Origin of the sequence: Aeromicrobium flavum, from assembly GCF_007992115.1 — a bacterium.
Taxonomy (GTDB): Bacteria; Actinomycetota; Actinomycetes; order Propionibacteriales; family Nocardioidaceae; genus Aeromicrobium; species Aeromicrobium flavum.
Map to the genome: position 1 here is coordinate 199,954 of NZ_BJZQ01000001.1, position 24,584 is coordinate 224,537.

The 24,584-nt window shown below is 71.5% G+C and carries 28 protein-coding genes and 1 pseudogene; 7 read left to right on the plus strand and 22 right to left on the minus strand.

Annotated elements, in window-relative coordinates:
• Positions 1-72 precede the first annotated feature (72 nt).
• A complete protein-coding gene (locus AFL01nite_RS00980) occupies positions 73-420 on the minus strand; it encodes a hypothetical protein (RefSeq protein WP_146825226.1) in 348 nt (115 codons plus the stop codon).
• A 31-nt stretch (positions 421-451) separates the two neighbouring features.
• On the opposite strand from AFL01nite_RS00980, the gene AFL01nite_RS00985 reads away from it, so the two are divergent.
• A complete protein-coding gene (locus AFL01nite_RS00985) occupies positions 452-1,420 on the plus strand; it encodes an aldo/keto reductase (protein WP_222593342.1) in 969 nt (322 codons plus the stop codon).
• Positions 1,421-1,558: 138 nt separating this feature from the next.
• Here AFL01nite_RS00985 and AFL01nite_RS00990 read toward each other — a convergent pair whose 3' ends face one another.
• The 3 genes from AFL01nite_RS00990 to AFL01nite_RS01000 are packed head-to-tail and all read right to left on the minus strand — an operon-like array spanning position 1,559 to position 4,018.
• Complete coding sequence (locus tag AFL01nite_RS00990) at positions 1,559-2,149, minus strand: hypothetical protein (RefSeq protein WP_146825227.1); 591 nt, start codon at positions 2,147-2,149, stop codon at positions 1,559-1,561.
• 46 nt (positions 2,150-2,195) lie between these two features.
• On the minus strand, positions 2,196-3,443 hold the full coding sequence (locus AFL01nite_RS00995; protein ID WP_146825228.1) for a ribonuclease D: 1,248 nt from the start codon (positions 3,441-3,443) through the stop codon (positions 2,196-2,198).
• Positions 3,440-4,018: a DUF3000 domain-containing protein gene (locus tag AFL01nite_RS01000; protein ID WP_146825229.1), complete on the minus strand. Its 579-nt coding sequence runs from the start codon at positions 4,016-4,018 to the stop codon at positions 3,440-3,442. Before AFL01nite_RS01000 ends, AFL01nite_RS00995 begins: the two co-directional genes overlap by 4 nt.
• Positions 4,019-4,085: 67 nt before the next feature.
• On the opposite strand from AFL01nite_RS01000, the gene hemE reads away from it, so the two are divergent.
• The 3 genes from hemE to hemQ are packed head-to-tail and all read left to right on the plus strand — an operon-like array spanning position 4,086 to position 7,186.
• Positions 4,086-5,147, plus strand: a complete 1,062-nt coding sequence (hemE, locus tag AFL01nite_RS01005; protein ID WP_146825230.1) for a uroporphyrinogen decarboxylase — start codon at positions 4,086-4,088, stop codon at positions 5,145-5,147.
• 1 nt (position 5,148) lies between these two features.
• Positions 5,149-6,483 (plus strand): protoporphyrinogen oxidase, encoded by a 1,335-nt coding sequence (gene hemG, locus AFL01nite_RS01010; RefSeq protein ID WP_146825231.1) that lies wholly within the window; start codon positions 5,149-5,151, stop codon positions 6,481-6,483.
• Positions 6,484-6,493: 10 nt separating this feature from the next.
• Complete coding sequence (hemQ, locus tag AFL01nite_RS01015) at positions 6,494-7,186, plus strand: hydrogen peroxide-dependent heme synthase (protein ID WP_146825232.1); 693 nt, start codon at positions 6,494-6,496, stop codon at positions 7,184-7,186.
• Positions 7,187-7,279: 93 nt separating this feature from the next.
• On the opposite strand, the gene AFL01nite_RS01020 is transcribed toward hemQ, so the two are convergent.
• The 5 genes from AFL01nite_RS01020 to AFL01nite_RS01040 form a co-directional block, all read right to left on the minus strand.
• A complete protein-coding gene (locus AFL01nite_RS01020; protein ID WP_146825233.1) occupies positions 7,280-7,696 on the minus strand; it encodes a hypothetical protein in 417 nt (138 codons plus the stop codon).
• A gap of 302 nt (positions 7,697-7,998) precedes the next feature.
• Positions 7,999-8,550: a DUF6318 family protein gene (locus AFL01nite_RS01025; RefSeq protein WP_307724441.1), complete on the minus strand. Its 552-nt coding sequence runs from the start codon at positions 8,548-8,550 to the stop codon at positions 7,999-8,001.
• A 190-nt stretch (positions 8,551-8,740) separates the two neighbouring features.
• On the minus strand, positions 8,741-9,160 hold the full coding sequence (gene msrB, locus AFL01nite_RS01030; protein ID WP_146825235.1) for a peptide-methionine (R)-S-oxide reductase MsrB: 420 nt from the start codon (positions 9,158-9,160) through the stop codon (positions 8,741-8,743).
• Positions 9,157-9,654, minus strand: a complete 498-nt coding sequence (locus AFL01nite_RS01035) for a universal stress protein (protein WP_146825236.1) — start codon at positions 9,652-9,654, stop codon at positions 9,157-9,159. The genes msrB and AFL01nite_RS01035 overlap by 4 nt, the downstream gene beginning before the upstream one ends.
• A gap of 9 nt (positions 9,655-9,663) precedes the next feature.
• Positions 9,664-10,362 carry a pyrimidine reductase family protein gene (locus AFL01nite_RS01040; RefSeq protein WP_146825237.1) on the minus strand — a complete coding sequence of 233 codons (699 nt, stop codon included), beginning with the start codon at positions 10,360-10,362 and terminating at the stop codon, positions 9,664-9,666.
• A gap of 37 nt (positions 10,363-10,399) precedes the next feature.
• Here AFL01nite_RS01040 and AFL01nite_RS01045 point away from each other — a divergent pair, with 37 nt between their 5' ends.
• Positions 10,400-11,236, plus strand: a complete 837-nt coding sequence (locus tag AFL01nite_RS01045) for a PPK2 family polyphosphate kinase (RefSeq protein ID WP_146825238.1) — start codon at positions 10,400-10,402, stop codon at positions 11,234-11,236.
• Between the two features lie 21 nt (positions 11,237-11,257).
• Here AFL01nite_RS01045 and AFL01nite_RS01050 read toward each other — a convergent pair whose 3' ends face one another.
• From AFL01nite_RS01050 to AFL01nite_RS01065, 4 genes are all read right to left on the minus strand, one after another.
• Positions 11,258-12,019 (minus strand): sirohydrochlorin chelatase, encoded by a 762-nt coding sequence (locus AFL01nite_RS01050; protein WP_146825239.1) that lies wholly within the window; start codon positions 12,017-12,019, stop codon positions 11,258-11,260.
• The gene (locus tag AFL01nite_RS01055; RefSeq protein ID WP_146825240.1) at positions 12,016-12,204 is read right to left on the minus strand and encodes a hypothetical protein; all 189 of its coding nucleotides are present in this window, start codon (positions 12,202-12,204) and stop codon (positions 12,016-12,018) included. The genes AFL01nite_RS01050 and AFL01nite_RS01055 overlap by 4 nt, the downstream gene beginning before the upstream one ends.
• The gene (locus tag AFL01nite_RS01060; RefSeq protein WP_146825241.1) at positions 12,201-13,877 is read right to left on the minus strand and encodes a nitrite/sulfite reductase; all 1,677 of its coding nucleotides are present in this window, start codon (positions 13,875-13,877) and stop codon (positions 12,201-12,203) included. Before AFL01nite_RS01060 ends, AFL01nite_RS01055 begins: the two co-directional genes overlap by 4 nt.
• A 264-nt stretch (positions 13,878-14,141) precedes the next feature.
• The gene (locus AFL01nite_RS01065) at positions 14,142-15,785 is read right to left on the minus strand and encodes an acyl-CoA dehydrogenase family protein (protein ID WP_146825242.1); all 1,644 of its coding nucleotides are present in this window, start codon (positions 15,783-15,785) and stop codon (positions 14,142-14,144) included.
• 91 nt (positions 15,786-15,876) lie between these two features.
• On the opposite strand from AFL01nite_RS01065, the gene AFL01nite_RS01070 reads away from it, so the two are divergent.
• Positions 15,877-16,128, plus strand: coding sequence for a helix-turn-helix domain-containing protein (locus tag AFL01nite_RS01070; RefSeq protein WP_146825243.1), 252 nt, complete (start codon positions 15,877-15,879; stop codon positions 16,126-16,128).
• A complete protein-coding gene (locus AFL01nite_RS15530; protein WP_246119535.1) occupies positions 16,128-17,036 on the plus strand; it encodes a hypothetical protein in 909 nt (302 codons plus the stop codon). The genes AFL01nite_RS01070 and AFL01nite_RS15530 overlap by 1 nt, the downstream gene beginning before the upstream one ends.
• Positions 17,037-17,127: 91 nt before the next feature.
• On the opposite strand, the pseudogene AFL01nite_RS15755 reads toward AFL01nite_RS15530, so the two are convergent.
• The 9 genes and pseudogenes from AFL01nite_RS15755 to AFL01nite_RS01115 form a co-directional block, all read right to left on the minus strand.
• Positions 17,128-17,433, minus strand: a pseudogene (locus AFL01nite_RS15755) (YbaK/EbsC family protein); the annotation flags it as partial.
• A gap of 13 nt (positions 17,434-17,446) precedes the next feature.
• Positions 17,447-18,205 carry an SGNH/GDSL hydrolase family protein gene (locus AFL01nite_RS01080; protein ID WP_146825244.1) on the minus strand — a complete coding sequence of 253 codons (759 nt, stop codon included), beginning with the start codon at positions 18,203-18,205 and terminating at the stop codon, positions 17,447-17,449.
• A 311-nt stretch (positions 18,206-18,516) separates the two neighbouring features.
• Positions 18,517-18,783 carry a GlsB/YeaQ/YmgE family stress response membrane protein gene (locus AFL01nite_RS01085; RefSeq protein WP_146825245.1) on the minus strand — a complete coding sequence of 89 codons (267 nt, stop codon included), beginning with the start codon at positions 18,781-18,783 and terminating at the stop codon, positions 18,517-18,519.
• Positions 18,784-18,803: 20 nt separating this feature from the next.
• Positions 18,804-19,529, minus strand: a complete 726-nt coding sequence (locus AFL01nite_RS01090) for a gamma-glutamyl-gamma-aminobutyrate hydrolase family protein (RefSeq protein ID WP_146825246.1) — start codon at positions 19,527-19,529, stop codon at positions 18,804-18,806.
• A gap of 63 nt (positions 19,530-19,592) precedes the next feature.
• Positions 19,593-20,936: an NAD-dependent succinate-semialdehyde dehydrogenase gene (locus AFL01nite_RS01095; RefSeq protein ID WP_146825247.1), complete on the minus strand. Its 1,344-nt coding sequence runs from the start codon at positions 20,934-20,936 to the stop codon at positions 19,593-19,595.
• Positions 20,937-20,966: 30 nt separating this feature from the next.
• Positions 20,967-21,767: a gamma-glutamyl-gamma-aminobutyrate hydrolase family protein gene (locus AFL01nite_RS01100; RefSeq protein ID WP_146825248.1), complete on the minus strand. Its 801-nt coding sequence runs from the start codon at positions 21,765-21,767 to the stop codon at positions 20,967-20,969.
• Entirely contained in the window at positions 21,764-22,474 is a 711-nt protein-coding gene (locus AFL01nite_RS01105) for a gamma-glutamyl-gamma-aminobutyrate hydrolase family protein (RefSeq protein ID WP_146825249.1), read from the minus strand. Before AFL01nite_RS01105 ends, AFL01nite_RS01100 begins: the two co-directional genes overlap by 4 nt.
• A gap of 1 nt (position 22,475) precedes the next feature.
• Positions 22,476-23,198: a substrate-binding periplasmic protein gene (locus AFL01nite_RS01110; RefSeq protein ID WP_146825250.1), complete on the minus strand. Its 723-nt coding sequence runs from the start codon at positions 23,196-23,198 to the stop codon at positions 22,476-22,478.
• Positions 23,195-24,580 carry a glutamine synthetase family protein gene (locus tag AFL01nite_RS01115; RefSeq protein ID WP_146825251.1) on the minus strand — a complete coding sequence of 462 codons (1,386 nt, stop codon included), beginning with the start codon at positions 24,578-24,580 and terminating at the stop codon, positions 23,195-23,197. Before AFL01nite_RS01115 ends, AFL01nite_RS01110 begins: the two co-directional genes overlap by 4 nt.
• Between the last annotated feature and the right edge of the window lie 4 nt (positions 24,581-24,584).

Genomic DNA, 24,584 nt, shown 5'->3' on the forward strand with positions numbered 1-24,584 from the left:
GAGCTTTCGGTGGAGCCGCGGACGGCAGAGGTTCGGGGAGCGGGCTGGAGCGGTCGGTCGGGGGACCGGCCGTCAGCGACGCGGCGGGGCGCGCCCGGCGGGGACCGGCACGGCGGTGCCGATCTGCGCGGCGGCGAGCGCCACCGCGAGGGCCACCAGGGCGGCCGTGACGAGGCTCAGCGCGACGTCGAGCGTGCCGGCGGGCAGGTCGACCGAGACGGCGTGGTCGTCGGTGCTGGCCTTGGCCATCGTGACCCGCGGGTGGCTCGAGGTGTCGTGACCGGCGGAGGCGGTGGTGCCGCCCGTGCGACGGTCGGAGCCCGAGAACCCGGCCAGGGCGCCCAGCCCGATCATGCCGGCGAGCAGCACGGCCGCCAGGGCCGCGACGAGACGCCGCGCGGCATGGGTGGTCCGGATCACCCCGCGAGTGTAACGGTCCTACGGTGGATCCGTGACGACACGACATGTGCTGGGAACGAGCGGTATCGAGGTCGGCCCCGTGGGCATCGGCTGCAACGCGTTCGGGGCGCGCATCGACGGCGACCAGGTGGTCGCCATCGTCGACGCGGCCCTCGATCAGGACGTGCGGTTCTTCGACACCGCCGACACGTACGCGCTGGGCGAGAGCGAGACGCTGCTCGGGCGGGCGCTGCGGGGACGACGCGACGAGGTGGTGATCGCGACGAAGTTCGGCATGGACATGCAGGGACGCAACGGCGACGACGGCGGCCGGCGCGGCAGCGCCGACTACGTCCGTCGCGCCGCCGAGGCCAGCCTGCGCCGGCTCGGCACCGACGTGATCGACCTCTACCAGCTGCACACCCCCGACCCGGGTACGCCGGTCGAGGAGACCCTCGGTGCGATGACGCGCCTGGTCGACGAGGGCAAGGTGCGCGCCATCGGCTGCTCGAACTTCACCGCGTGGCAGCTCGTCGACGCCGACTGGGTCTCGCGCACGGCCGACCTGTCCCACTTCGCGACCGCCCAGAACGAGTACTCGCTCTACAACCCGGCGGCCGAGGTCGAGCTGGTGCCGGCGTGCCTGGAGCTGGGTGTCGGGCTGCTCCCGTACTTCCCGCTGGCGTACGGGCTGCTCACCGGCAAGTACTCACGGGAGGCGGAACCGGAGGAGGGCACGCGGTTGGCGGGCCAGCGCGCACGGTGGGAGGGCGCGGACTGGGACCGGATCGAGGCGCTGCAGGCGTTCGCGCAGGAGCGCGGGATCAGCCTGCTCGAGCTGGCCATGGGCGGCCTGGCGTCGCGGCCGGCGGTGTCCTCGGTGATCGCGGGCGTCTCCCGGCCCGAGCAGGTCGCGGCCAACGCGGCGGCGGCGCGGTGGGCGCCGACGGCGGAGGACACGGCCGCGCTGGACGAGCTGCTGGCCCCGCAGCACTCCTACACGACCTTCGCCCCGCGCTGAGCGGAGACGGTGATCGGGGGAGTGGGTGCGCCGGGTCGGGAGCGCCTCACGGCGCGTGGCCGCTCGTAGCGGCTGATGTTGGGACCCGGGGCTACCGCGACCCGGCGCACGCACCAGTTTAGACGACGCGACCCAAGCTCAGTGCAGGTCGCCGCGTCGCTCGGCGTCGGCGGCGGCGCGCAACTGGCGGGCGGTGTCGACCAGCCGCGCGGCACTGGCGGCGTCGCTGTCGTCGAGCTGGCCGCGGCCGACGCCCACGATGTGCGCGAAGGCCGCGGCACGGTCGAGGGCGATGTCGAAGTCGGTCGCGACGATGCCGCGGACGACGGTGTCGACCAGCTCGATGACCTCGGTGGGGCCGGGCGGGTCGACGACGCCGGCGAGCACCTCCTGCACGGGCGCGTAGGCGCGGCCGGCGACGTACTCGCGCGACGCCTGGATCGGGTTGTGGTGAACCCACGTCCGCAACGCGTACAGGCGCCACAGGGCGCCCGAGAGCGTCTCGGCCGGGGCCTTCGACCAGAGCTCGGCGATCGCGCCCATGCCCTCGGAGTCGGCGAGGTGGAGCACGCGGTCGATCAGGTCGCGGTCGTCGCGGTCGTGCGCACCCCGGACCAGGAGGTTCGCGATGCGGTGGCCGGCCGCCGAGCGCTCCGCGGGGTCGTCCTGGTCGGCCAGCGTGTCGAACACGACGGCTCCGGGCAACGACGGCTTGTGGAAGTCGGCCATGCGTTCGAGAGTAAACCCGCGCCCTCGACGCTGTCCGCAGGTCGGCTCAGGGATCGACGAGCGCGGCGGCGATCGGGCCCGACACCAGCTGGACCTGCCAGGTGCGGCTGCCGCGCTCGGCGAGGTCGGCGGCGATGGCGTCGGGGCTCAGGTCGGCGGGCGGCTGCCACGCCAGGGCCCGGACGAACGCGGGACTGATCAGGTTCTCGGCGGGTAGGTCGTTCTGCTCGGCGACCTGGGTGACGACCTCGCGGACCCGCACGAGCCGGGCGGCGGCGACCGGGTCCTTGTCGGCCCAGGCGCGCGGCGGCGGCGGGCCGTCGGAGCGCTGGCCCGAGGTGGGGAGCTCGTCGTCTGGCAGGCCCATCGCGTCCTCGATCGCGCTGAACCAGTCCTCGAGGAAGCGGCGCGGGCCGCGACGGCGCATCGTGGGGTCGTTCTTGAGCGCCGAGAACGAGTCGGGCGCCTGCGTGGCCAGGGACACGATCGCCGCGTCGGGCAGAATGCGCCCGGGTGTCGTGTCGCGGTCGGCGGCGATGGCGTCGCGGGCGTGCCACAGGGAGCGCACGATGGCGAGCGCCCGGCGGCTGCGGATCTTGTGGATACTCGAGGTGCGGCGCCACGGGTCCTTGCGCGGCGGCGGACCCGTGAAGGACAGCAGCGCGTCGAACTCCTCGCGGGCCCAGCCGTCCTTGCCGGCGGCGATGAGGTCGGCCAGCACGGCCTCGCGCAGCTCGAGCAGGACCTCGACGTCGAGGGCCGCGTACTCGAGCCACGGGTCGGGCAGCGGGCGGGTGGACCAGTCGGCGGCCGAGAACTCCTTGGCCAGGCTCATGCCGAGGTAGTGCTCGACGAGGGCGGCCAGGCCGACGCGCGGCAGGTTCAGCAGCCGCCCGGCCAGCTCGGTGTCGAACAGCGACGCGGGCCGCAGGCCGACCTCGGCCAGGCACGGGAGGTCCTGGGTGGCGGCGTGCAGGATCCACTCGGCGTCGCCGAACGCCAGGCCGAGCTCACTGAGGTCGGGGAAGGCGATGGGGTCGATCAGCCACGTGCCCGAGCCCTCGCGGCGCACCTGCACGAGGTAGGCGCGCTGGGAGTAGCGGTAACCGGACGCACGCTCGGCGTCGAGTGCGATCGGGCCCTCACCGAGCGAGATCTCGGCGCAGGCGCGGGCGAGGGCGTCGTCGGTGTCGACGACCGGGGTCAGGGGCTCGCGCAGGCCGAGCCGGGGCAGCGCCGGCGCGGGCGTCTCCTCCGGAGCGGCGTCGGGCGTCGCGTCGTGGTCGGTCGTCAACGGGCCGCACGCCTCCGGGTGAGGGGGACGACGCCGGGGGCCAGTGGGGGGAGGCCGGCCAGCTTGCCGAGCAGCTCCATCCAGGCGGACGCGTGCGCGTCGAGGGCGCCGTGCGGGGTCCAGGAGGCACGCACCTCGATCTGGGCGTCGGCCTCGTCGTCGGTCATCGCGCCGAAGCCCTCGGAGCGGACGACGGTGATGCTGCCGGCGGGGTTGGTGTGCTCGGCACCCGCGTCGTCGAGCGCGTCGGTGAGCCAGCTCCAGCCGACCTGGGTGATCAGGGGATCGGTGGCCATCTCCTGCTCGATCTCGGCGCGAGCGAACGTGACGCACCGGAACGTGCCGTTCCACGCGTCGTTGCCCGCGGGATCGTGCAGCAGGATGAAGCGGCCCGTGCCCAGCTCGGCGTCGGCGACGACCACGTCGGCGGTCATGGCGTGCGCGAAGGGGGCGATGCGCTGCGGTGCGGGCATCTCACCGAGCTCGAGCTCGGGGCGCGCGACGGCGCGCTTCACCTCCTCGACAGCGCGGGTGAACGGTGCCGGGATGCCTTCGAGCTTCGTACGGGCGCCCACACCGTGATCTTAGGCACGATCGCAGGGGTTGGAGGGGGCGACACGCAGGGGGTGAGAGACTCGAGGGGTGACCAACGACGTTCGCGACCCCGCCCTCGACAGCGCCACGACGAGCCCCTTCCTGCAGGCCTGCTGGGGGCTGGAGCCCTCCCACACGCCGGTGTGGTTCATGCGTCAGGCCGGCCGCTCGCTGCCGGAGTACCTGGCGATCCGCGAGGGCGTGCCGATGCTGGAGTCGTGCTTCCGCACCGACATGGTCGTCGAGATCACGATGCAGCCGGTGCGCCGGCACGGCGTGGACGCGGCGATCTTCTTCTCCGACATCGTCGTGCCGCTGAAGGCGATCGGCATCGACCTCGACATCGTCCCCGGCACCGGACCGGTGGTGGCCGACCCGATCCGCTCGGCCGACCAGCTCGCGACGCTGCGCGATCTCGAGCCCGACGACGTCACCTCGATCACCGACGCCGTCAAGGGGCTCGTGCAGGAGCTGGGGGGCACGCCGCTCATCGGCTTCGCCGGTGCGCCGTTCACGCTGGCGTCCTATCTCGTCGAGGGCGGACCCTCGCGCGACCACCGCCGCACCAAGGAGCTGATGTACCGCGATCCCGAGCTCTGGCACGCGCTGCTCGGCCGCATCGCGGCGATCGCGTCGCAGTTCCTGCGCCTGCAGGTCGAGGCGGGCGCGTCGGCGATCCAGCTATTCGACTCGTGGGCGGGCGCCCTGTCGCCGGCCGACTACGACACGTACGTGCGACCCCACTCCGCCGCGGTGCTCGACTCCGTCGCCGACCTCGACGTGCCCCGGATCCACTTCGGCGTGGGCACGGGCGAGCTGCTGTCGCGGATGGGCGAGGCCGGCGCCGACGTGGTGGGCGTCGACTGGCGCGTGCCGCTGGACGAGGCCATCGGCCGCGTCGGACAGCGCGCCGTGCAGGGCAACCTCGATCCCACGTTGCTGTTCGCGCCCACCGAGGTCGTGCACGCCCGCGCCGCGCAGATCATCGACGCCGGCCGGGCCGCCCACGGTCACGTGTTCAACCTCGGCCACGGCGTCCTGCCCGCCACCGACGCCGACGCCCTGACCCGGCTGGTGGACTTCGTCCACTCCTACGAGCCGGAGGGCTGACGTGCGCGTCGCCGTCATCGGCGGTGGCATCGCGGGGCTGTCCGCCGCGTTCCACCTGGCCGCGGCCGGCGCCGCGCCCGTCGTGCTGGAGGGCTCGCCGGAGATCGGCGGCAAGGTGCGCCAGTCGCGCCTCGGCGATCTCACGGTCGACGTCGGCGCCGAGGCGATGCTGGCCCGTCGTCCCGAGGCGCTCGACCTCGTCGAGGCGGTCGGGCTGTCCGGCGAGGTCGTCGCCCCCGAGCCGATCCCGTCGATGGTCTGGAGCCGCGGCGCGCTGCGGCCGCTGCCGCCCACGATCATGGGCGTGCCGTCCGACCTGGTCGCGCTCGACGCCTCCGGGATCCTCGAGGGCTCCGTGACGTCCACGTCCGTGCCGGTGCCGACCGAGGACGTGTCGGTCGCCTCGTTCGTCGCCGAGCGCCTCGGTCGCGAGGTCGTCGACCGACTGGTCGAGCCGCTCCTCGGCGGCGTCTACGCCGGCCACGCCGACCGGCTGTCGCTGCAGGCCGCCGCGCCCGTCATCGGGCAGCTCGGTCCGGACCTGCTGGCCGGTGCCGCCGAGCGCGCCGCGGCGCCCAAGGCACCGGGCCCGGCGCTGGTCGGACTGCGCGCGGGAGTGGGACGGCTGCCGCAGGCCGTCGTCGACGCCGGTGGCTTCGAGGTGCGCACGCGCGCCACGGTGCGCTCGGTGCGTCGTGACGGGGCCGGCTGGGAGCTCGTCGTGGGACCCACCACCGCGCCCGTCCGCGAGCGGTTCGACGCCGTGGTCATGGCCGCGCCCGCGCCGGCAGCCGCCCGACTGCTGGCGGAGGCGGCGCCGCGTGCGGCCTTCGCGCTGGCAGGCCTCGACTACGCCTCGATGGCGGTCGTCGCGATGGTGCTGGAGGGCGCGGACCTGCCCGCCGGCACCGGGTTCCTGGTGCCACCGGTCGAGCCGACGACCATCAAGGCCGCGACCTTCTCGTCGCGCAAGTGGGCGTGGCTGGCCGAGGCCGCCGGCGACGCGACCATCGTTCGCGCGTCGATCGGCCGCGCCGGCGACACGGCGATGCTGCAGCGCGACGACGCGACCCTCGTCGACGTGGCCGCGGCGGACCTGAGGTCGATCGTCGAGCCCGCGGGTGCCATCGGCACGGTGACGGCCTCGGTCGTCCAGCGCTGGGGCGGCGGGCTGCCGCAGTACGAGGTCGGGCACCGCGACCTCGTGCGCACGGTGCTGGACGACGTCGCGGCCGTGCCCGGACTCGAGGTCTGCGGCGCCGCGTACGAGGGGGTCGGGATCGCCGCGGTCGTCGCGACCGGGAGGGCCGCGGCCGAGCGAACCATGGCCGGGTGAGAATGGGGTCATGAGTTCGCACGAGGTCGATGCCGAGAAGATCAACGCCACCATCCGGTACGCCATGTACTCGGTGTTCCGGGTCGAGCGCCCGCTGGCGGGCGGCGACCGCGCGGCGATGGCCGCCGAGGTCGACAGCCTGTTCGCGAAGTTCGACGACGTCGTCGTGCGCGGCACCTACGACATCAGCGGCATGCGCGCCGAGGCCGATCTCATGATCTGGTGGCACGCCGAGGAGATCGACGCGCTGCAGGACGCCTACAACGCGTTCCGCCGCACCGAGCTCGGCTCGCACCTGGCCCCGGTCTGGTCGAACGTCGGCCTGCACCGCCCCGCCGAGTTCAACCGCTCGCACGTGCCGAACTTCCTCGCCGACGAGACGACGAAGCGCTACATCTGCGTGTACCCGTTCGTGCGGTCGTACGAGTGGTACCTGCTGGAGGACGAGGAGCGCCGCCGCCTGCTGCGCGAGCACGGCGAGGCCGCCCGCGACTACGCCGACGTGCGCGCCAACACGATCGCGTCGTTCGCGCTGGGCGACTACGAGTGGCTGCTCGCCTTCGAGGCCGATGAGCTGCACCGCATCGTCGACCTGATGCGCGACCTGCGCGCGACGGACGCCCGTCTGCACGTGCGTGAGGAGCTGCCGTTCTACACCGGCCGCCTCATGTCGCCGGCCGAGCTGACCGACCTCTGGCCCTGAGGTCTCTCGCCACCCCCTCCGCGAGTGGCGCAAAACCGCCCGCCACTCGCCGAGTGGCGGGCGTTTCTGCGCCACTCGGCGCCCTGGAGTGCGTCAGTCGGTGAGGACGGGTCGTGCCTCGCGGACGCGGAGTGTGGTGGCGGGTCCGGCGGCGGTGATGGTGGCGCCGAGGTCCTGCCACGCGCCGCCGTCGATCCGGTAGGTGACGCGGTAGGTGACGTCCACGCGTGCGGCGACGCGACCGGGCTCGCGGTAGCGGTGCACGACGTCCAGCGCGGGGTACGGGCGCCCGGGACGGGAGGTGGCCTGCGTCGTGCCGTCGCCGTGATGCCATGTGTACGTGGCCGGCGCGGCGCGCAGGTCGACGGTGGAGCCCAGGATGGGCACCGTCCGCTCGATCGGCGCGGCCGTGGTGTGGAAGATCGTCTCGAGGTTCACCAGGGTCGAGCCGGCCGGTTGCACCGCGACCTTCAGTCGCGGGAGCCCGATGCGTCGCACCTCCTCGGCCACGTCGCCCGGAGTGACCGCCGGGGCTTCGGGTTCGGCCGGGTCAGCAGGGTCGGCGGGTTCCGGCGGAGGGATGCAATCGTCCTGGGGGAACGGTGCCTCGGCGCGGCAGAAGAATGGATCCGTCTCCTCGACGGGTATCGGCTCTGCCGGCCCGATGGGGTTACCCGGATCCTTGATCCGAATGGGCCCGGGGACTTTCGGCTTCCACTTGCGGTCTCGCACGATCACGTCGGGCGTGTCAGCGACCGGGTCGACACTCGGTGATGCGGGGAGGAAGAACCCGAGAAAGAGCGCCGTCGCGATCATGACGGATCCCCAGACACCAATTGCGTCATCGTCCAATTGCCATCGAACGTAAGTCCGAATGTGACCTTATGGGCTGAAGCCGGTGCGTTCGTTGGGTTGCTCTCGGAATCAGGTTTGAGCGTCCCAGCCGCGATACGCACGGACGTCGTCGCTCGAGTCTCGCCATCTTGCGAGCTGTCGAACCAGAGTTGCGTGTCTCCATTGACCCAGGTTCTGCCGCGGATCCAACCGCCGCCGGCGTAGGTCTCGCGAAAAAAGCGGATGTAGTCGCTGCACCCTCCGCAATTCGAATCGGAGAGGCGGGTCAACTCGTCGACGTCTCCCGTCTGCCCCGCGTAGCTGAGAACGCCGACGTAGTACCTGACGAACGTCGAGGCGCCGTTCGGCGTGAACTCGCTTGCCACCTCCGGCATGGGCGGGAGCGTGGCGTCCGGGTTAGCGGGGGCGGTGGCCGCGGAGGTGGGGTCCGGCGGGGGAGGGTCGTCCTCGGAGCATGCGCTCAATGTCAGCGCGAGTGCTGCCACGACGGCAATCATCGGTGCCCGCATCGTCCCCCCAGACTCGTCGGCGTCAACCCGAGTTGCAGGAACCCTAGCGAGGGCGGACCCGCCGGGGGAGTCCCCGTCTCAACGCTGTGGACAACGTTGTCCGGGACATGCGTAGCGGTGCGCACCCTTTCCCGCTCGGAAAGGGTGCGCACCGCTACAGATCTCGCGCGCGGAGGCGCGGAACCGGGTGTCAGTCGGCCTGCAGGTCCAGCGAGATGCCGTTGATGCAGTAGCGCAGGTCGGTGGGGGTGTCGAAGCCCTCGCCGGCGAACACGTGGCCCAGGTGCGAGCCGCAGTTCGCGCAGCGCACCTCGGTGCGCTTCATGCCGAGGGTGGTGTCCTCGATGTACTCGACCCGGTCCTCGGCCAGCGGGGTGTAGAACGACGGCCAGCCGCACTGGGCGTCGAACTTGGTGTCGCTGCGGAACAGCTCGGCGCCGCAGCCACGGCAGCGGTAGACGCCGGGCGTGGGGTCGTGCTCGTAGTCACTGCTGAAGGGCCGCTCGGTGCCGGCCTGGCGCAGCACGTGGTACTCGGAGGCGCTGAGCTGCTCGCGCCATTCCTCGTCGGGACGGTCGACCGCGTAGGTCTTGTCAGTCTGGTCGCTCACATTTCCGCCTGTTCGTCGAAAGTCAGGTGTTCCAACAGGTGCAACGTCGGAACGTCCAGTTTTCTTCTCGCTCGCGACGTCCAATCGAGGTGAAGGAACTCACGGACGATGTGCGGCTCGGTCAAGATGATGACCTCGTCGCAGGATTTCTCCTTCACGAGGTCGACGAGGGCGTCGATCGGGTCGTAGTCGACCAGCTTCGTCGTGACCTGCTGCCCGCGCTCGGTGAGCAGCGCGGCCGAGGCGTCGAGCTCCTGCTGGGCCTCGACGCGCAGCTCGTCCTCGATGCGCGAGTAGGCGGTCGGCTCCTCGAGGGGCACGAACTGGGCGCCGCCGAAGGCCGTCATCGAGGCGCTCAGCGCCGCCGGGGACGCGTCGACGGGCAGCAGCATGTGATAGGCGACCTGGTCGTCCACCCCCTCGTGCAGGGCGAGGATCTGGTCGGCGTCGAGGTCGATGAGCTGTCGTTCCACCAGCAGGGCCACGTTGTACATGACCACAGACTAGGCGGCCCGGCGGTCGCGGACCCACCGCGTGAACAGGACCCCGTCGTCGTCGAAGCTGTGACCGAGCCGCATCGGCAGCTCGACGGCCCGCGCGCCCACGGTCATCCGCTTGGCCGGCCCACCCAGGAGGTGGGGCGAGATGGTCAGGCACGCCTCGTCCACGAGGTCCAGGTCGACCAGCGTGCCGTGCAGGTCGGGCCCGCCCTCGCACAGGATCCGGTTGAGGCCCCGAGCCGCGAACGCGTCCAGCACGGCGGGCCAGTCGACCTCGTTCTCGCCGGCCACCACGACCTCGACCGTCTGCGACAGCTGCTGCCGCTTCTCAACCGGCGAGCTGGCCGGGATGATCACCATCAGTCCGGGGGCCAGCAGCTGCTCGGGCAGGTCGAGGCTGCGGCTGACGACGGCCAGCTGCGGCACGCGCGACCGGCCCTCGCGCAGCTTCTCGTGCACGGAGTCGGCGGAGATGGGGTGGTATCCCTCGGCGCGCACCGTGCCGGCCCCGACCACCACGACGTCGGACAGGCTGCGCAGGACCTTGAAGACCTTGGCGTCCGGCTCGCCGCCGAGACTGCCCGAGAGTCCTTGCGGGTCCTGGACCGCACCGTCGACGGAGGCGACGAAGTTGGTCCGCAGCCACGGCTTGTGGGAGTCGGGGTAGGCGTACAGGTCGGCGAGTTGTTTCAGATCCGGCATAAGACCACGGTAGGGCGAGCTGGGGCATACTGCCGGAATGACGGACCTTCGCTCGACGCTCGCGACCTCAGGACCGATCGACCTCGCCTCGCGGCCCTCGGACGACACCCCGGCATTCGAGGGGAAGAAGAAGGACGCCCAGCTCCAGCTGCCCCAGATCGGCGAGCAGCTGATGCAGACCCAGGAGCTGCTCTTCGCCAACGGCCGCGCGGGCACCACCGACCGCAAGGTGCTGATCCTGCTCCAGGGCATGGACACGTCGGGGAAGGGCGGCACGCTGCGGCACGTCGCCGGACTCGTCGACCCGCAGGGCCTGAAGATCACGGCGTTCAAGGCGCCCACCGAGGAGGAGCGCGCCCAGGACTTCCTCTGGCGGATCGAGCGCCAGCTGCCCGAGCCGGGGATGATCGGGGTCTTCGACCGGTCGCACTACGAGGACGTCCTCATCGGTCGGGTCCGCGAGCTCGCCCCCGCCGACGAGATCGAGCGCCGGTACGACGCGATCAACGACTTCGAGAAGCGCTTCGTCGACGACGGGGGAGTGCTGCTGAAGTGCTTCCTGCACATCAGCGCGAACGACCAGAAGGAGCGCCTCGCCGAGCGGCTCGACGACCCGACGAAGTACTGGAAGTACAACCCCGGCGACCTCGACGAGCGGGCGCTGTGGCCGCGGTACCAGGAGGCCTACGAGGTCGTCCTCGAGCGGTGCTCCACCGAGCACGCCCCGTGGCACGTCGTCCCCGCCGGCCGCAAGTGGTACCGCAACTGGGCCATCGCCACGATGCTCGGCGAGACCCTGGCCGAGCTCGGACTGGACTGGCCCGCGGCCGACTTCGACGTGGAGGCAGAGAAGAAGCGCCTGGCCACGATGTGACCAGGCGCTTCCCGTGACGACTCAGACGTCGGCGAAGAGCGCGTCCATCGGGACCAGGTCCACCGCGCCGACGGCGTAGCGGGCCAGGATCACCTCGGCGACCTCGTCGGCGACGCCCAGCGGCTCGGCGACCGCCACGGCGCCGGCCTCGAGAGCAAGCTCCGTGACCCGGTCGGGCAGGACGCCCGGCGCCAGGAAGAGCATGCCCACGGCAATGTGACGACGCCCGTCGGCACGGTGCGTGCGCACCGCCTCGCTGGCGGCCGGCGGTGCGGCCGAGGCGAAGGCCGCGATCGTCGGCAGCTTGTGGTGCGCGCCCCACGCCCGGGCGGCACGGGCGATCATCGCGTTGGCCATGGAGTCCGACGAGCCGGCACCGGCCAGCACGAGGGCGTCCAGCTCACGGACGCGGTGCTTGCTCAGCACCTCGCGCAGCCGGCGGTCGAGGACGTTGAGGAACGTGCCCTCGATGCCCAGGATCTTGGTGACCTCGATGCGGACGTCGTGCTTGGCGGCCGCCGCCTTCGCGGCCTGCGGCACGTCGACCTTCGCGTGGTACGCGTCGGTCAGCAGCAGCGGCACGACGACGATCTCGCCGAAGCCCTCGGCGGCCAGGCGCTCGACGACCTCGTCGAAGCTCGGTCCGCACAGGTCGAGGAAGGCGGCCTCGACCCGCAGGTCGGGGCGCATGCACGCCACCACCTCCGTGAGGGCGTTGATGGTGTCGGCCGATCGCGGATCGCGGCTGCCATGGGCCAGGGCGATCAGTGCGGGTGCGGTCATCGTGCGTTCCTCCCTTCCTGCGGTGCTGTGGTGGTGGTGTCGTGGCGGGCCAGGTGGCCCAGGAACTTCAGTCGGAAGGCGCGCAGACAGCTGCGGCACTCCCACTCGCCGTGCGTCTCGCCGTGCGGACGCAGGTCCTCGTCGGCGCAGTACGGGCACGAATAGGGCACGAGGCGCTCGCTCATCGGAGCACCTCCTCGTCCGCCCGGGAGACCCACGAGGCGAACGACTCGCCGCTCTCGCGGTGGGCGAGGTACGTGCGCGACAGTTTCTCGACGTAGTCGGGCAGCTGGTCGCCGGTGACCTTGTGCGCGCGCAGCTTGCGGCCGAAGCCGGCGTCCATGCCGAGCGCGCCGCCCAGGTGGACCTGGAAGCCCTCGACCTGGTTGCCGTGCTCGTCCATGACCAGCTGGCCCTTCAGGCCGATGTCGGCCGTCTGGATGCGGGCGCACGAGTTGGGGCAGCCGTTGACGTTGACCGTGATCGGCGTGTCCAGCTCGGGCACGCGCTGCTCGAGCTCGTCGATCAGGTGCGCGGCGCGGTCCTTGGTGTTGACGATCGCGAGCTTGCAGTACTCGATGCCGGTGCAGGCCATCGTGTGCTGGCGCCACTGCGAGGGCCGGGCGTGCAGCCCGAGCTCGGTCAGGGCAGCGACGAGCGACTCGACCCGGTCCTCGGCGACGTCGAGCACGACGACCTTCTGCATCGGGGTGAGCGCCACGCGGTCGGATCCGTGCGCCTCGACGACATCGGCGAGCCGCTGCAGCAACGGGCCGGAGATGCGGCCGACCGTGGTGGCGGCGCCGATGTAGTAGCGGCCGTCGACCTGGCGATGGATGCCGACATGGTCGACCGGGGTGTCCGGGATCGGGGGAGCGTCGAGGTCGATCAACGAGCGCTCGAGGTACTTCGTCTCGAGCACCTCGCGGAACTTCTCGATGCCCCAGTCCTGCACGAGGTACTTCAGGCGGGCGCGCGAGCGCAGCCGCCGATAGCCGTAGTCGCGGAAGATGCTGACGACGCCTTCCCAGACCGCAGGGACCTCGTCCAGGGGCACCCAGGCCCCGAGGCGCAGGGCCAGGTGCGGGTTGGTGGAGAGTCCGCCGCCGACCCAGACGTCGAAGCCGGGACCGTGCTCGGGGTGGACGGCGCCGACGAAGGCGACGTCGTTGATCTGCGGGACGACGTCGTGGCCGGGGTGTCCGCTGATGGCGGTCTTGAACTTGCGCGGCAGGTTCGAGAAGGCCTGGTCGCCGATGTAGCGGCTCTCGATCGCCTCGATCGCGGGCCGGCCGTCGATGATCTCGTCGGCCGAGACACCGGCGACGGGGCTGCCCATGATGACGCGGGGGCAGTCGCCGCACGCCTCCTGCGTGGACAGTCCGACCGACTCGAGGCGCTGCCAGATCGTGGGGACGTCGCGCACGTCGATCCAGTGGTACTGGATGTTCTGGCGATCGGTGATGTCGGCGGTGCCGCGGCCGAACTCGACCGAGACGTCGGCGATCGCGCGCAGCTGCTCGAGCGAGAGCTGGCCGCCGTCGACGCGCACGCGCATCATGAAGCGGTCGTCGTCGAGCTCCTCGGGCTCCAGCGTGGCGGTCTTGCCGCCGTCGATGCCGGCCTTGCGCTGCGTGTAGAGGCCCCACCAGCGGAAGCGGCCGCGCAGGTCGCCACCGTCGATGCTCTCGAAGCCGCGGTGCGCGTAGATGTTCTCGATCCGGGCGCGGACGTTGAGCGGGTTGTCGTCCTTCTTGGCCTGCTCGTTCGCGTTCAGGGGCTCGCGGTAGCCCAGGGCCCACTGGCCCTCGCCCTTACGGCGGCGGGTGCGGACGGGTGCGGCGGGGGTGGTGGTCATGGTGCTCTCTGTCGCGTGGCTGGTGCGCGGGCGTCAAGGCCTCGGCGCGGGGACTGCAGGCGGGCAGGATCAACGACACATCATGGAGCGCGCACGGCCGAGGTCGACGTGGAGTCGTTCCACGAGCCATACGGTCTGTGCGGCGAGCATGGAGACAGTCTGTCCACTGAGACGGGTGTCCAACAAACGGAGGTCTCGAATGATGGGACACTCGTCCGTATAGCGAGACGCTGAGCGGGCGTCGCGCGGCATCGCAGGCAAAATTCACACGGCCGGTTGAGCCCTCTCGACGATGGCCGCAAGGTCGAGGCCGGACGGGAGGGTGCCGAAGGTGCCCGCCCAGTCGCCGCCGAGACGCGAGGCGCAGAACGCGTCGGCCGCCGCGGGGCTGGAGTGACGGATCATCAGCGAGCCCTGCAGGATCGCCGCCATGCGCGACGCCAGCCAGCGTGCGGAGGCCTCGGCGTCAGCGGTGTCGGCGAGCCGCCGCATCACCTCGTCGACGGCGGCGTCGAGCCGGGCGTCCTCGCCCCGCACGGTGCCGACCTCGGTGCGCCAGGCGTCGAGCGTGCCGTCCTCGCGGGACAGGGCGCGCAGCACGTCGAGCGCGTTGACGTTGCCGCTGCCCTCCCAGATCGAGTTGAGCGGCGACTCGCGGAACAGCAGCGGCATGCCCGACTCCTCGGCGTAGCCGTTGCCGCCGAGGCACTCCAGCGCCTCGCCGACCATCATCGGGGTGCGCTTGCAGACCCAGTACTTCTCCAGCGCCAGGCCGATGCGTCGCAGCCGCCGCTCGTGCTCGTCGTCGGGGCGGTCCATCGCGGCCGCGAGGCGCAGGCCGGCCAGCATGCCCGCCTCGGACTCCAGGGCCAGGTCGGCCAGGACGCCGACCATCGCCGGCTGGTCGATCAGCCGCGCGCCGAACGCCGAGCGGTGCCGGGTGTGCCAGGCCGCCTCGGCGAACGCCTTGCGCATGATCGAGGCGGAGCCGAGGATGCAGTCCATCCGGGTGGCCGAGACCATCTCGATGATGGTCCGGATGCCGCGCCCTTCCTCGCCGAGTCGGACGGCCCACGTGTCGTCGAACTCGAGCTCGCTCGACGCGTTCGACCGGTTGCCCAGCTTGTCCTTGAGCCGGACGATCGTGAGCGGGTTGCGGGTGCCGTCGGGCAGGACGCGGGGCACGACGAAGCACGTGGAGCCGGCGTCGGTCTGGGCGAGCACGAGGAAGACGTCGTTCATCGCGGCCGAGGTGAACCACTTGTGGCCGGTGAGGCGGTACTCGCCGCGGACGTCGGTGGCCTTGGCGATGGTGCTGTTGACCCGCAGGTCGGAGCCGCCCTGCTTCTCGGTCATGCCCATGCCGGCCAGGAGGCCCGCCTTCTCCTGCGGAGCGCGCAGGCCGAAGTCGTACGTCGTGGACGCCAGGCCCGGTGTCCACTGCGCGGCGAGCTCGGGATCGGTGCGCAGTGCCGGCACGACGGCGTACGACATGGTGATCGGGCACATGTGCCCCTGCTCGACCTGGCCCCAGGTGTAGAACCCGGCGGCGCGGCGCAGGTGGGCCGACGGGTGATCGGACGTCCATGGGGCCGCGGTGAGCCCGAAGCCGACGCCACGCTCCATCAGCCAGTGCCACGAGGGATGGAAGCGGATCTCGTCGATGCGTCGGCCGAACCGGTCGACGGGCTCGTGCACCGGGGGACAGGTGTTGGCCAGGTGCCAGTGCTCACGGGCCTCGGCGGTGCCGGCGAGCGCCCCGACCGGCTCGAGGTACGAGTGGATCTCCGCGGCCAGGTCGCCCGCGAACGCGTCGACGGCACCCCTCAGCGGCAGGTCGGCGGTGGCGATGTTCACGTCGTCGAACGGGACGGCCTGGTTCTCGGGGATGCGCTGCACGGGATCCATGAGGACACCGTAGATCGCGTCGCGGACACCCGGTCGGACATTGCACACGTGCTATGGACAGACATAGCACAGATGCGATACGGTCCCGGTCATGCGAGGACCGATCGAGCATGACGACTTCTACGAGGGCATCGCCCGGCAGGTGGTCGACCAGCGCACGCTCCGACGTCTCTCGCAGCGCGAGCTGGCCGACCTGTGCGGCACGACCCAGTCGGCGATCGCCCGCTTCGAGACCGGTTCCCGGCCTCCCAAGCTCGACACCCTGTTGAGGATCGCGGCAGCGCTCGACTGCGAGCTCGAGGTCACGTTCCGCCCGCGCACCCGCCCCGTGAAGGAGTCCTGATGAGCACCCGTGTCGACGTCGAGGAGATCGAGGCCACCCGCAGCGAGCGGCTGCTGGTGGTGCTGCTGGCCCTGTTCCTGCTGGTCGGAACCGTCTGGTTCTACGTCCAGGTGCCGCAGTGGGTCAGCGACGTCCTGCCGCGGACGAATGACGCAGCGGTCGTCCAGGCCCAGCGCGAGGAGTCCGAGGCGGACCAACAGCTGGAGCAAGCCGCGGGCGCGCGACGCGAGGTGCGAGCCGAGCTCGACCTCGCGCGCGAGGAGTACAAGGTCGCCCTGGCCGAGGGCGAGGCGGTCGCGCCGGCACGCCAGCGTTATGCCGAGGCGCAGCGCTCCGACGACCGCGTCTCCGCCGAGCTGAGGTCGGCCAGGGCGACCGCCACGGATGCGGCGGAGGCGGCTCGGGACGCGGAGGAGGAGTTCGAACGCGAGAACCGGTCGGGTCTGAAGGGCTGGCTGGTCGCCGGCATCCGGCTGGCGTTCGTGGTCGGGTGGACCGTCGGCGCCTACCAGCTGATCGCGCGCCTGCGCCGGCGTGAGTCGCGGTACGTGGCCTTGGCCTTCGCGACCGCGGTGGTCGGCGCGATCATGGCGCTCGTCTTCGCCGTGGACTACGTCACGGACTACGTCGACCCGCTGGACCTGGGCCCGTTCGTGCTCTCCGCGCTGGGCGTCGTCGCGACCGTTGTGGCGTTCCGGGTGCTGCAGCGGTACCTCGCCGCACGGCTTCCCGGCCGCCGGGTGCGCAAGGGGGAGTGCCCGTTCTGCGGGTTCCCGCTGCACGACTCAGGGCTGCAGGGCGGCCCGCACTGCGCGGGCTGCGGGCGTGACGTGGTCGGGAGCTGCTCGTCGTGCGACGCCCCGCGTCGCGTGGGGTCGCCCCACTGCGTGACGTGCGGGTCGGCGTGAGGGTCAGGCGAGCCGGCTGACGCTGACCCAACCGACGGCGCCCGAGAGTGCCTCGAGCTCGTGCGACGGTCGCGGACGCGGGGTTGGCGAAGGGGCAGACACCGCCGACCGGGTGGCCGGTCAGCGGCTCGACCTCGTCGGCCTTCAGCATCGATGTCTTGCGCCCGAAGGTCGCCTTGAAGGCCGCGTTGTCGGTGCGGGCGTCGCCGGCCATCACCACGAGGACGCAGGAGCCGGGTGAGTCGCCCCGGAACGAGAGCGTCTTGGCGATGCGCGCCGGCTCGACGCCGAAGGCGGCCGCGGCCTCGGCGACGGTGGCGCTGGAGCCGGGGGTGCGCAGGACGTCGGCCGCGCGGCCGTGCTGGGCCAGGAAGGCGTGGACGGTGTCGACGGACACGGTGGTGCGGCCCTCAGGCGCGCTGGAAGCGCTGGGACAGGTCGGAGTTCTGCAGGACCTGCTCGTGCAGGAACCGGCTGCCCTCGTTGTTGGGGTGGATCCCGTCGGGTGCCTGCTCCAGCGACAGCGGGCGCGTCTCGACCCACGAGAAGCCGTGCCGCTGGGCGGCCTCGCGCACGATCGGACGGATGATCCGGCCCTTGCGTGCCTTGGTGGTGCCCCAGGGGCTGAGGACGTAGACGTCGGCACGCGGGCGGTTGAGCTCGTCCCAGAGGCCGGCCAGCTCGGCGAAGAACGCGTCGGTCGCCTGCTCGATCTCGGTGCGGGTGGACTCCACGACGCGACCGTCGGCGGTGCAGCGGCGCCAGTCGTTGCGGCCGCCCTCGATCATCAGGATCTCGGGGTCGGTGGCGCGGACGGTGTCGAGTCGGGCCCGGAAGCGCGTGGACGCGCAGCTGTCGGCACGTGCCAGGAACCCGGTGCCCGCGGCCGCCTCGAGTCGCGGCTCGAGGCCGAGTTCGGCGCCGAGCAGCGCCCACCAGCCGGGGTAGCGGCTGTGGCGGTTGCCGTAGTAGGAGGAGTAGGAGTCGCCGACGACGAGCATCGTGCCCGGCTCGGCCGACGGCGTGCTCGTGGGGGTGGCCGCGGCGGACGTGGGGGACGCAGCCGGGGCGGCCGCTCCTGCGCTGGTGACCAGTGCGGCCAAGGTCGAGGCGATGGTGAGGACGGCGAAGCCCACACGCCTGCGAGACCAGTGGGCAGGGGTCGTCACGCCGGTTCCTCCAGGTGATGTCGTACCGCTGAGTAGGACGACGGTAGCGCCCCGAGTTGCCGTATCCGTCGACCGACGATATTACGCGTCCGGGTGTCGTCCGGGTCCAGCAGCCTTGTTCTGGGAACGGGGCGCCCCAGCCTGACCCCCGAGATGGTGGCACCTCGGACGCCCCGCCGGTGATGTGACGGGTGGGGCTGGTGAGTATGACGTGACTTCGGCGTCCCGAATGGTAACGGGGTGGGACAGCACATGACAGCGGGGCGCCCGAGGATCTCGGACGCCCCGCTGCAGCGGTACGGGTGGTGGTGTCAGACGCGGTTCGTGTGACCGCGCTTGCCGGCCAGGCCCTCGGCGACGCCGATGAGCAGGACGGCCGCGATGACGGCGAGGACGAAGCCCAGGACGTTCAGCTCCCAGATGCCGCCCGTGCCGAAGGCCTGCGCGATGAGGCCGCCGATGAGGGAGCCCACGAGGCCCAACGCCAACGTGGCGAGGATGCCGAGGTTCTGCTTGCCGGGCTTGATGAGTCGGGCCAGAACTCCGATGATGAGGCCTGCTACAAGAAATCCGATCATGCGTCATTTCTATCGAATTCTCAGGAAACCGCACCCTGAGCGCTCTGCCTGAGCAGCCGGTCGAAGAGTGGCGCCAGCTGCTCGTCGGCCGTGTCCGGGTGCTCCGGGTGCCACTGGATGCCGGTGATCGGCGCGCTCTCGTGCACGAGCGCCTCGACCACGCCGTCGTCGGCGCGCGCGGCGACGAGGAGTCCCCGGCCGAGCCGTTCGACGGCCTGGTGGTGCGAGCAGCGGACCTCTCGGCTCGCCTCGACCGCGGGGTGCAGGTGGGTGCCGACGAGGGTCACGCGGTGACGGGCGTAGTCGTCGTCACCCTCCTTGCGATGCAGGTGCGTGGTGGGCAGGTGGGGCACGAGGGTGCCGCCGAGTGCGACGTTGATCACCTGCAGGCCGCGGCACAGGCCCAGCAGGGGAGTGCCCGCCACGAGGCACGCACGGACGGCCGAGATGTGGGCCACGTCGGCCAGCGGCTCGTGATGACCTCCGTCGGGGTAGTCCGTCGGTCCGCCCCAGAACTCGGGGTCCACGTCCTCGCCGCCCATGAGGACCACGGCGTCCGCTCGGTCGACGGCCGTCGCGGTGGCCTCGGGAGGCAGATCGGACGAGGGCACCACGTCGACGACCCATCCCTGCCGGCGGGCGACGCGCAGGGCGGCGTCGTTGAGCCGGTCCAGCGAGTCCTGGTAGTCGGTGGCGTGGGGACGCTCGGTGCGCAGGTGCAGCACGGCGAGGCGGCGCTGGTTCATCTGTTCTCCTCGGAGGGGAAGGAGGCCGGGGCTCCCCGCAGCCCCGGCCTCATACGACGACGATCAGACGATCGTGCGGATCAGCTTCTTGTTGACGAACTCGTCCATGCCGTAGCGGCCCAGCTCGCGGCCGAAGCCGGAGCGCTTCACGCCGCCGAACGGCAGCTCGACACCGTCGGCGTCGACGCCGTTGACGAACACCATGCCCACGTCGAGCCGCTCGGCGACGCGGCGCGCCTGCTCGGCGTCGGGCGTGAACACGTAGGAGCCCAGGCCGTACGGCGTGTCGTTCGCCAGCTCGACGGCCTCGTCCTCCGAGCCGACCCTGAACACCGTCGCCACGGGACCGAAGAGCTCCTCGCGGAAGGCGGGGTTCTCCGGCGTGACGCCCGTCAGCAGGCCGACGGGGAAGAACGCGCCCTCGCGCTCTCCGGTCGTGTGCAGCTCCGCACCGGCGGCCACCGCCGCGTCGACCTGCTCGGCCAAGCGCTCCGCCGCAGTCACCGAGGACAGCGGGGAAGCGGGAGCGAGCTCGGTGAGCTTGTCCTTGAACGCGGCGACGAAGTCGTCGAAGAGCTCGTCGGTGACGATGAAGCGCTTGCCCGCGTTGCACGCCTGGCCGGTGTTGCCCAGGCGGGCCTGCGCCGCGGCGGTCACGGTGGCGTCGAGGTCGTCGGTGCCGAGCACGATGAACGGGTCGGACCCGCCGAGCTCGAGGACGACCTTTTTGAGGTTGCGTCCGGCGATCTCGGCGACGGCGGCGCCGGCACGCTCCGAGCCGGTGAGGGAGACGCCCTGGACGATCGGCGAGGCGATCATGTCGGCCACCTGGTCGTTCGTGGCGTAGACGTTGACGTAGGCGCCGTCGGGGAAGCCGGCCTCGGCGAAGATCGCCTCGATCGCGGCGGCCGACTCCGGGCACTGAGGCGCGTGCTTGAGCACGATGGTGTTGCCGACCGCAAGGTTCGGTCCGGCGAAGCGGGCGACCTGGTAGTACGGGAAGTTCCACGGCATGATGCCCAGCAGCACGCCCACGGGGCGGCGCCGGATCAGCGCGTCGCCGGTGCCGTCGAGCAGGTCGATGGGCTCGTCGGCGAGGAAGCTCTCGGCGTTGTCGGCGTAGTAGCGGTAGATCGCGGCGCTGAACTCCACCTCGCCCTTGGCCTCGTCGTGGGGCTTGCCCATCTCGCGGACGATGATGTCGGCCAGCTCGTCCGCCCGCTCCTCGTGGAGCTCGGCGACACGGGTGATGAGCGCGGCGCGCTCCTTCGGCTCGGTGGTCCTGCCCCAGGTCCGGTAGGCGGACGAGGCGCGCTCCAGCGCCGAGCTGATGTCGGCGTCGGTCGCGGTCGGGTAGGACTGCACCAGCTCGCCGGTGCTGGGGTCGTGGACGGCGTAGTCGGTCATGGGGGTGGGCCTTCCTTCGGTGGGTTGAGTTCAGTCTCTGACGGATTCACCGTGGCGCGCAGCAGCACACGCCTCGACGAAGCTGCCGAACAGCTGGAGGCGGGCGTCGGCCGGGCCGTCGTCGTCCTCGGGGTGCCACTGGACGCCGAGCGTCCAGCGCTCCGGATCCTCGACGCCCTCGACGGTGCCGTCGAGCGCGCGCGCGGCGGCGACGAGCCCCGTGCCGACGACGTCGACCGCCTGGTGGTGGCCGGAGCGGCCGACGGTCGAGTCGGCGCCGAGGATCGCCCGCAGGCGGGTGCCGGGCTCGATCTCGATCTTCTCGTCGAGGAACATCGGCTCGCCCGGGCCGCCGCGGTGGAGCCCGTAGTCCTCGATGTCGGGGATGATCGTGCCGCCGCGGTGCACGTTGATCAGCTGCGAGCCGCGACAGATGCCGAAGACGGGTCGATCGGCGGCCTCGGCGGCCTCGATGGCCGCGAAGGCGTCGTGATCGGCGCGGGCGTCGATGCCGTAGGAGTGGGGGACCGGCCCGTCGGTGGGTCCTCCGTAGCAGGAGGCGTCGATGTCGCCCCCACCCAGCAGCAGCAACCCGTCGAACCGGGCGGCCACCGACGGATCGGGCAGCGGCGTGGACGTGTCGAGCAGCTCGAACGAGGCGCCGACCTCCACCAGCGTCCGCAGCGAGACCCGCGTGAAGCGGCGGACCAGGTCGGCCGTCTCCTCGGTCATGTCGGGGAAGTTCAGCGACACGAGGACGCCGATGTGCGCGATCGGCGACGCGGCGGATCGCTCGGGCATGACCTCCTCGACGCGTACCTCGATGCTCATCGCGACACCGCCTTCTTGTGCGCCCGCTCGACGAGGTCGGCGAACAGCGCCGCGTCCGTCGCGGAGGTGGCATGCCGGTCCTCCGGGTGCCACTGCACCGCGAGCACGTCGGCCGTGCGGTGCTCGACGGCCTCGATGACGCCGTCGGCGGCGGTCGCCGTGACGACGAGGTCCTCGGCGAGCCGGTCGAGCCCCTGGTGGTGGTAGGAGGACACGTCGATCCGCGTGGAGCCGACGGCCTGGCGCAGCCGCGAGTCCTCGAGGACGTCGACGTCGTGGACCGCGTCGTGGTGACGCACGGAGGTCTCGGTGAGGTGCTGGTGCAGGGTGCCGCCGAGGGCGACGTTCAACACCTGCATCCCGCGACAGATCGCGAGCGCCGGGACGTCCGACGCCACGACCGCGCGTGCGGTCGCCAGGTCCAGGTCGTCCTGGAAGGCGACGACGCCGGCGATCTCCGCGACCGGCTCCTGTCCGTAGTGCTGCGGGTCCAGGTCGGCGCCGCCGGGCAGCAGCACGCCGTCGAACCGGTCCAGGCGCAGCGCGAGGCCGTCGCCGGGGTCGGCCGCGGGGCCGTGCACGATCGCCGGCTCTCCGCCGGCGGCGTACACGGCCTCGCAGATCGCCTCGGACGCCAGGGTGGCGCTGAAGCGCAGGATCGGGACGGTGATGCACCGCTGCCCGATCACGGCCACGAGCGGCCGCACGTCAGACCTCCACGTCGTCGTCGAACGGGTACTCCAGGGTCGGCAGCTCGGCCTGCCACACCTTCCGGTGGCGACCGTCCGCGATGACGCGCGCCAGGGCGCCGTCGATCTCCTCGCGCACGTCGCCGCGCTCCTTCGACACGCCGATGCCCCAGCGGTTGCCGGTCTTGACGGTGAAGGCCAGCTCGAAGCGCGGGTCGGACTCGCCGAGCGGGACGAAGACGACGTCGTCGTCGATGACGGCGTCGACCTCCTCGCTCTCCAGCGCCGCGAGCATGTCGGCGTACACGTCGCCGGAGCCCCCGGAGCCGAACGGCACCGGGATGGCGCCCGTGAAGGTCTGGGCCAGTGCCATGTTGGTGCTGTTCTCGATGGCCGCGACCTTGCGCCCGACGAGGTCCTCCGGGCTGCTGATCCCCGAGCCGCGCCGGATCAGGACGCCCTCGTGGAAGACCGCGTACGGACGGGTGAAGTCGACCTGCTCGAGGCGGCTGGGGATGATGCCCTGGCCGCACAGGACCGCGTCGGCGGCACCGGACTGCGCGGCGGGGATCATCTCCGTCCAGGGGACGCAGACCCACTCGATCGGGCGGCCGAGCTCGGCGCCGATCAGCTCGGCGACGGCCGGCTCGAAGCCGGTGCGGCGACCGGTCGAGGGGTCGAGCAGGCCGAAGAGCGGGGGCGCGTCGGCGTCGAGGCAGGCGAGGCGAAGGGGCGTGGTCACGGGCAGTCCTCCCAGTAGGTTGCGTGCTCCCAGTCGGTGACGGCGCCGCAGAAGCGGGCCCACTCGTCGGTGTGGAAGTCGATCAGCAGTCGCGACAGCTCGTCGCCGAACGTGTTCTTGACGACGGGGTCGGCGTCGAACGCGGTGATCGCGTCGCCGAGGGTCAGCGGCAGCTTGCCGAAGCGGCTCTCGTCGACGGAGTCGTAGGACGAGCCGACGGTCGGAGCGCCGGGGTCGGTCTCGTTCTTCAGGCCGTCCTCGCAGGCGGCGATCATCGCGGCGTGCGACAGGAACGGGTTGACCGCCGAGTCGGGCAGCTTGTACTCGAGCCGGCCGACCGTGGACAGCCGCACGGTGCAGGTCTTGTTGTCCAGGCCCCAGTCGATCTTCGAGGGCGCGAACTGACCGGAGTCCCAGTAGCGCTTGTAGGAGTTGACGGTCGAGCCGTTGATCAGCATCAGGCCGGCCGAGTGGCTCAGCAGGCCGCCGAGGGCGTGCTTGCCGAGGTCGGTCAGGTGGAGGTCCTCGCGGCCCGGCTCGGCCAGGACGTTCTCCTCGCCGCGCCACAGGCTGAAGTTGTGGTGGCAGCCGTTGCCCATCATGCCGCTGGCGGGCTTGGGCATGAAGCTGGCCTCGATGTCCAGCTCGCGGGCGACCTGCTTGCAGATCTGGCGGTAGGTCACGAGCCGGTCGGCGGTCAGGTCGGCCTTGTCGTACATGAAGTTCAGCTCGACCTGGTACTCGTCCTCGTAGTCGCCCTCGACCATGTCCAGGCCCATCGCCTGGGCGTAGTCGATGACCTTCGTGACGATCGCGCGGTTCCGCTCGAGGTGCTCGATGTGATAGGCCGGGCTGGATCCGGGACGGAAGCTGGCGCGGAGGTCCTTGCCCTTCCAGGTCATCTCCGGCTCGCAGCCGGTGCGCATCTCCAGGCCGGTGCGGGCCGTGAACTCCTCGTGCGTGCGGCGCAGCAGGCCGCGGACGTCGGAGGCGTACGGATCGCCCGCGCGCTCGGGGAGGTGGTCGGGCTCGTAGAGGCGGCAGAACACCCGGGCGAACGTGGTGTCCCACGGCAACACCGAGAAGGTCTCGAGGTCGGGGATCGCGGTGTACTCCGCGGCGTTGACGCCACCGCCGAGCAGGACGCCCTCACGGGTGGACTGCAGGTTCGCGATGGCGGTGCGGTGCTGCTGCACCCCCTTGACGGCGACGCGCTCGAAGTGGCGGGCCGGCATGACCTTGCCGATGACGCGACCGGTGATGGTCACCGTCTGCAGGTAGACGTACTTGACGCCGTGGTCCGTGATGGTCTCCAGCGCCGCCGTGAGGTCGGGACTGGAGGCGTTGAGTTGACGATGCTCGTCGAGGGCGGTCGTGCTCATGGTG

Bases quoted from the DNA above. Each gene is read 5' to 3' on its own strand.
- AFL01nite_RS01055 (WP_146825240.1), bottom strand. From the start codon at position 12,204: ATGAGCGAGCGCCTCGTGCCCTATTCGTGCCCGTACTGCGCCGACGAG.
- AFL01nite_RS01040 (WP_146825237.1), bottom strand. From the start codon at position 10,362: ATGCCGGATCTGAAACAACTCGCCGACCTGTACGCCTACCCCGACTCC.
- AFL01nite_RS01085 (WP_146825245.1), bottom strand. From the start codon at position 18,783: ATGATCGGATTTCTTGTAGCAGGCCTCATCATCGGAGTTCTGGCCCGA.
- AFL01nite_RS15530 (WP_246119535.1), top strand. From the start codon at position 16,128: ATGAGCACCCGTGTCGACGTCGAGGAGATCGAGGCCACCCGCAGCGAG.
- AFL01nite_RS01035 (WP_146825236.1), bottom strand. From the start codon at position 9,654: ATGTACAACGTGGCCCTGCTGGTGGAACGACAGCTCATCGACCTCGAC.
- AFL01nite_RS00990 (WP_146825227.1), bottom strand. From the start codon at position 2,149: ATGGCCGACTTCCACAAGCCGTCGTTGCCCGGAGCCGTCGTGTTCGAC.
- AFL01nite_RS01070 (WP_146825243.1), top strand. From the start codon at position 15,877: ATGCGAGGACCGATCGAGCATGACGACTTCTACGAGGGCATCGCCCGG.
- AFL01nite_RS01090 (WP_146825246.1), bottom strand. From the start codon at position 19,529: ATGAACCAGCGCCGCCTCGCCGTGCTGCACCTGCGCACCGAGCGTCCC.
- AFL01nite_RS01095 (WP_146825247.1), bottom strand. From the start codon at position 20,936: ATGACCGACTACGCCGTCCACGACCCCAGCACCGGCGAGCTGGTGCAG.
- AFL01nite_RS01045 (WP_146825238.1), top strand. From the start codon at position 10,400: ATGACGGACCTTCGCTCGACGCTCGCGACCTCAGGACCGATCGACCTC.
- AFL01nite_RS01060 (WP_146825241.1), bottom strand. From the start codon at position 13,877: ATGACCACCACCCCCGCCGCACCCGTCCGCACCCGCCGCCGTAAGGGC.
- AFL01nite_RS01025 (WP_307724441.1), bottom strand. From the start codon at position 8,550: ATGCGGGCACCGATGATTGCCGTCGTGGCAGCACTCGCGCTGACATTG.
- hemQ (WP_146825232.1), top strand. From the start codon at position 6,494: ATGAGTTCGCACGAGGTCGATGCCGAGAAGATCAACGCCACCATCCGG.
- AFL01nite_RS01115 (WP_146825251.1), bottom strand. From the start codon at position 24,580: ATGAGCACGACCGCCCTCGACGAGCATCGTCAACTCAACGCCTCCAGT.
- AFL01nite_RS01065 (WP_146825242.1), bottom strand. From the start codon at position 15,785: ATGGATCCCGTGCAGCGCATCCCCGAGAACCAGGCCGTCCCGTTCGAC.
- AFL01nite_RS01100 (WP_146825248.1), bottom strand. From the start codon at position 21,767: ATGAGCATCGAGGTACGCGTCGAGGAGGTCATGCCCGAGCGATCCGCC.
- AFL01nite_RS01050 (WP_146825239.1), bottom strand. From the start codon at position 12,019: ATGACCGCACCCGCACTGATCGCCCTGGCCCATGGCAGCCGCGATCCG.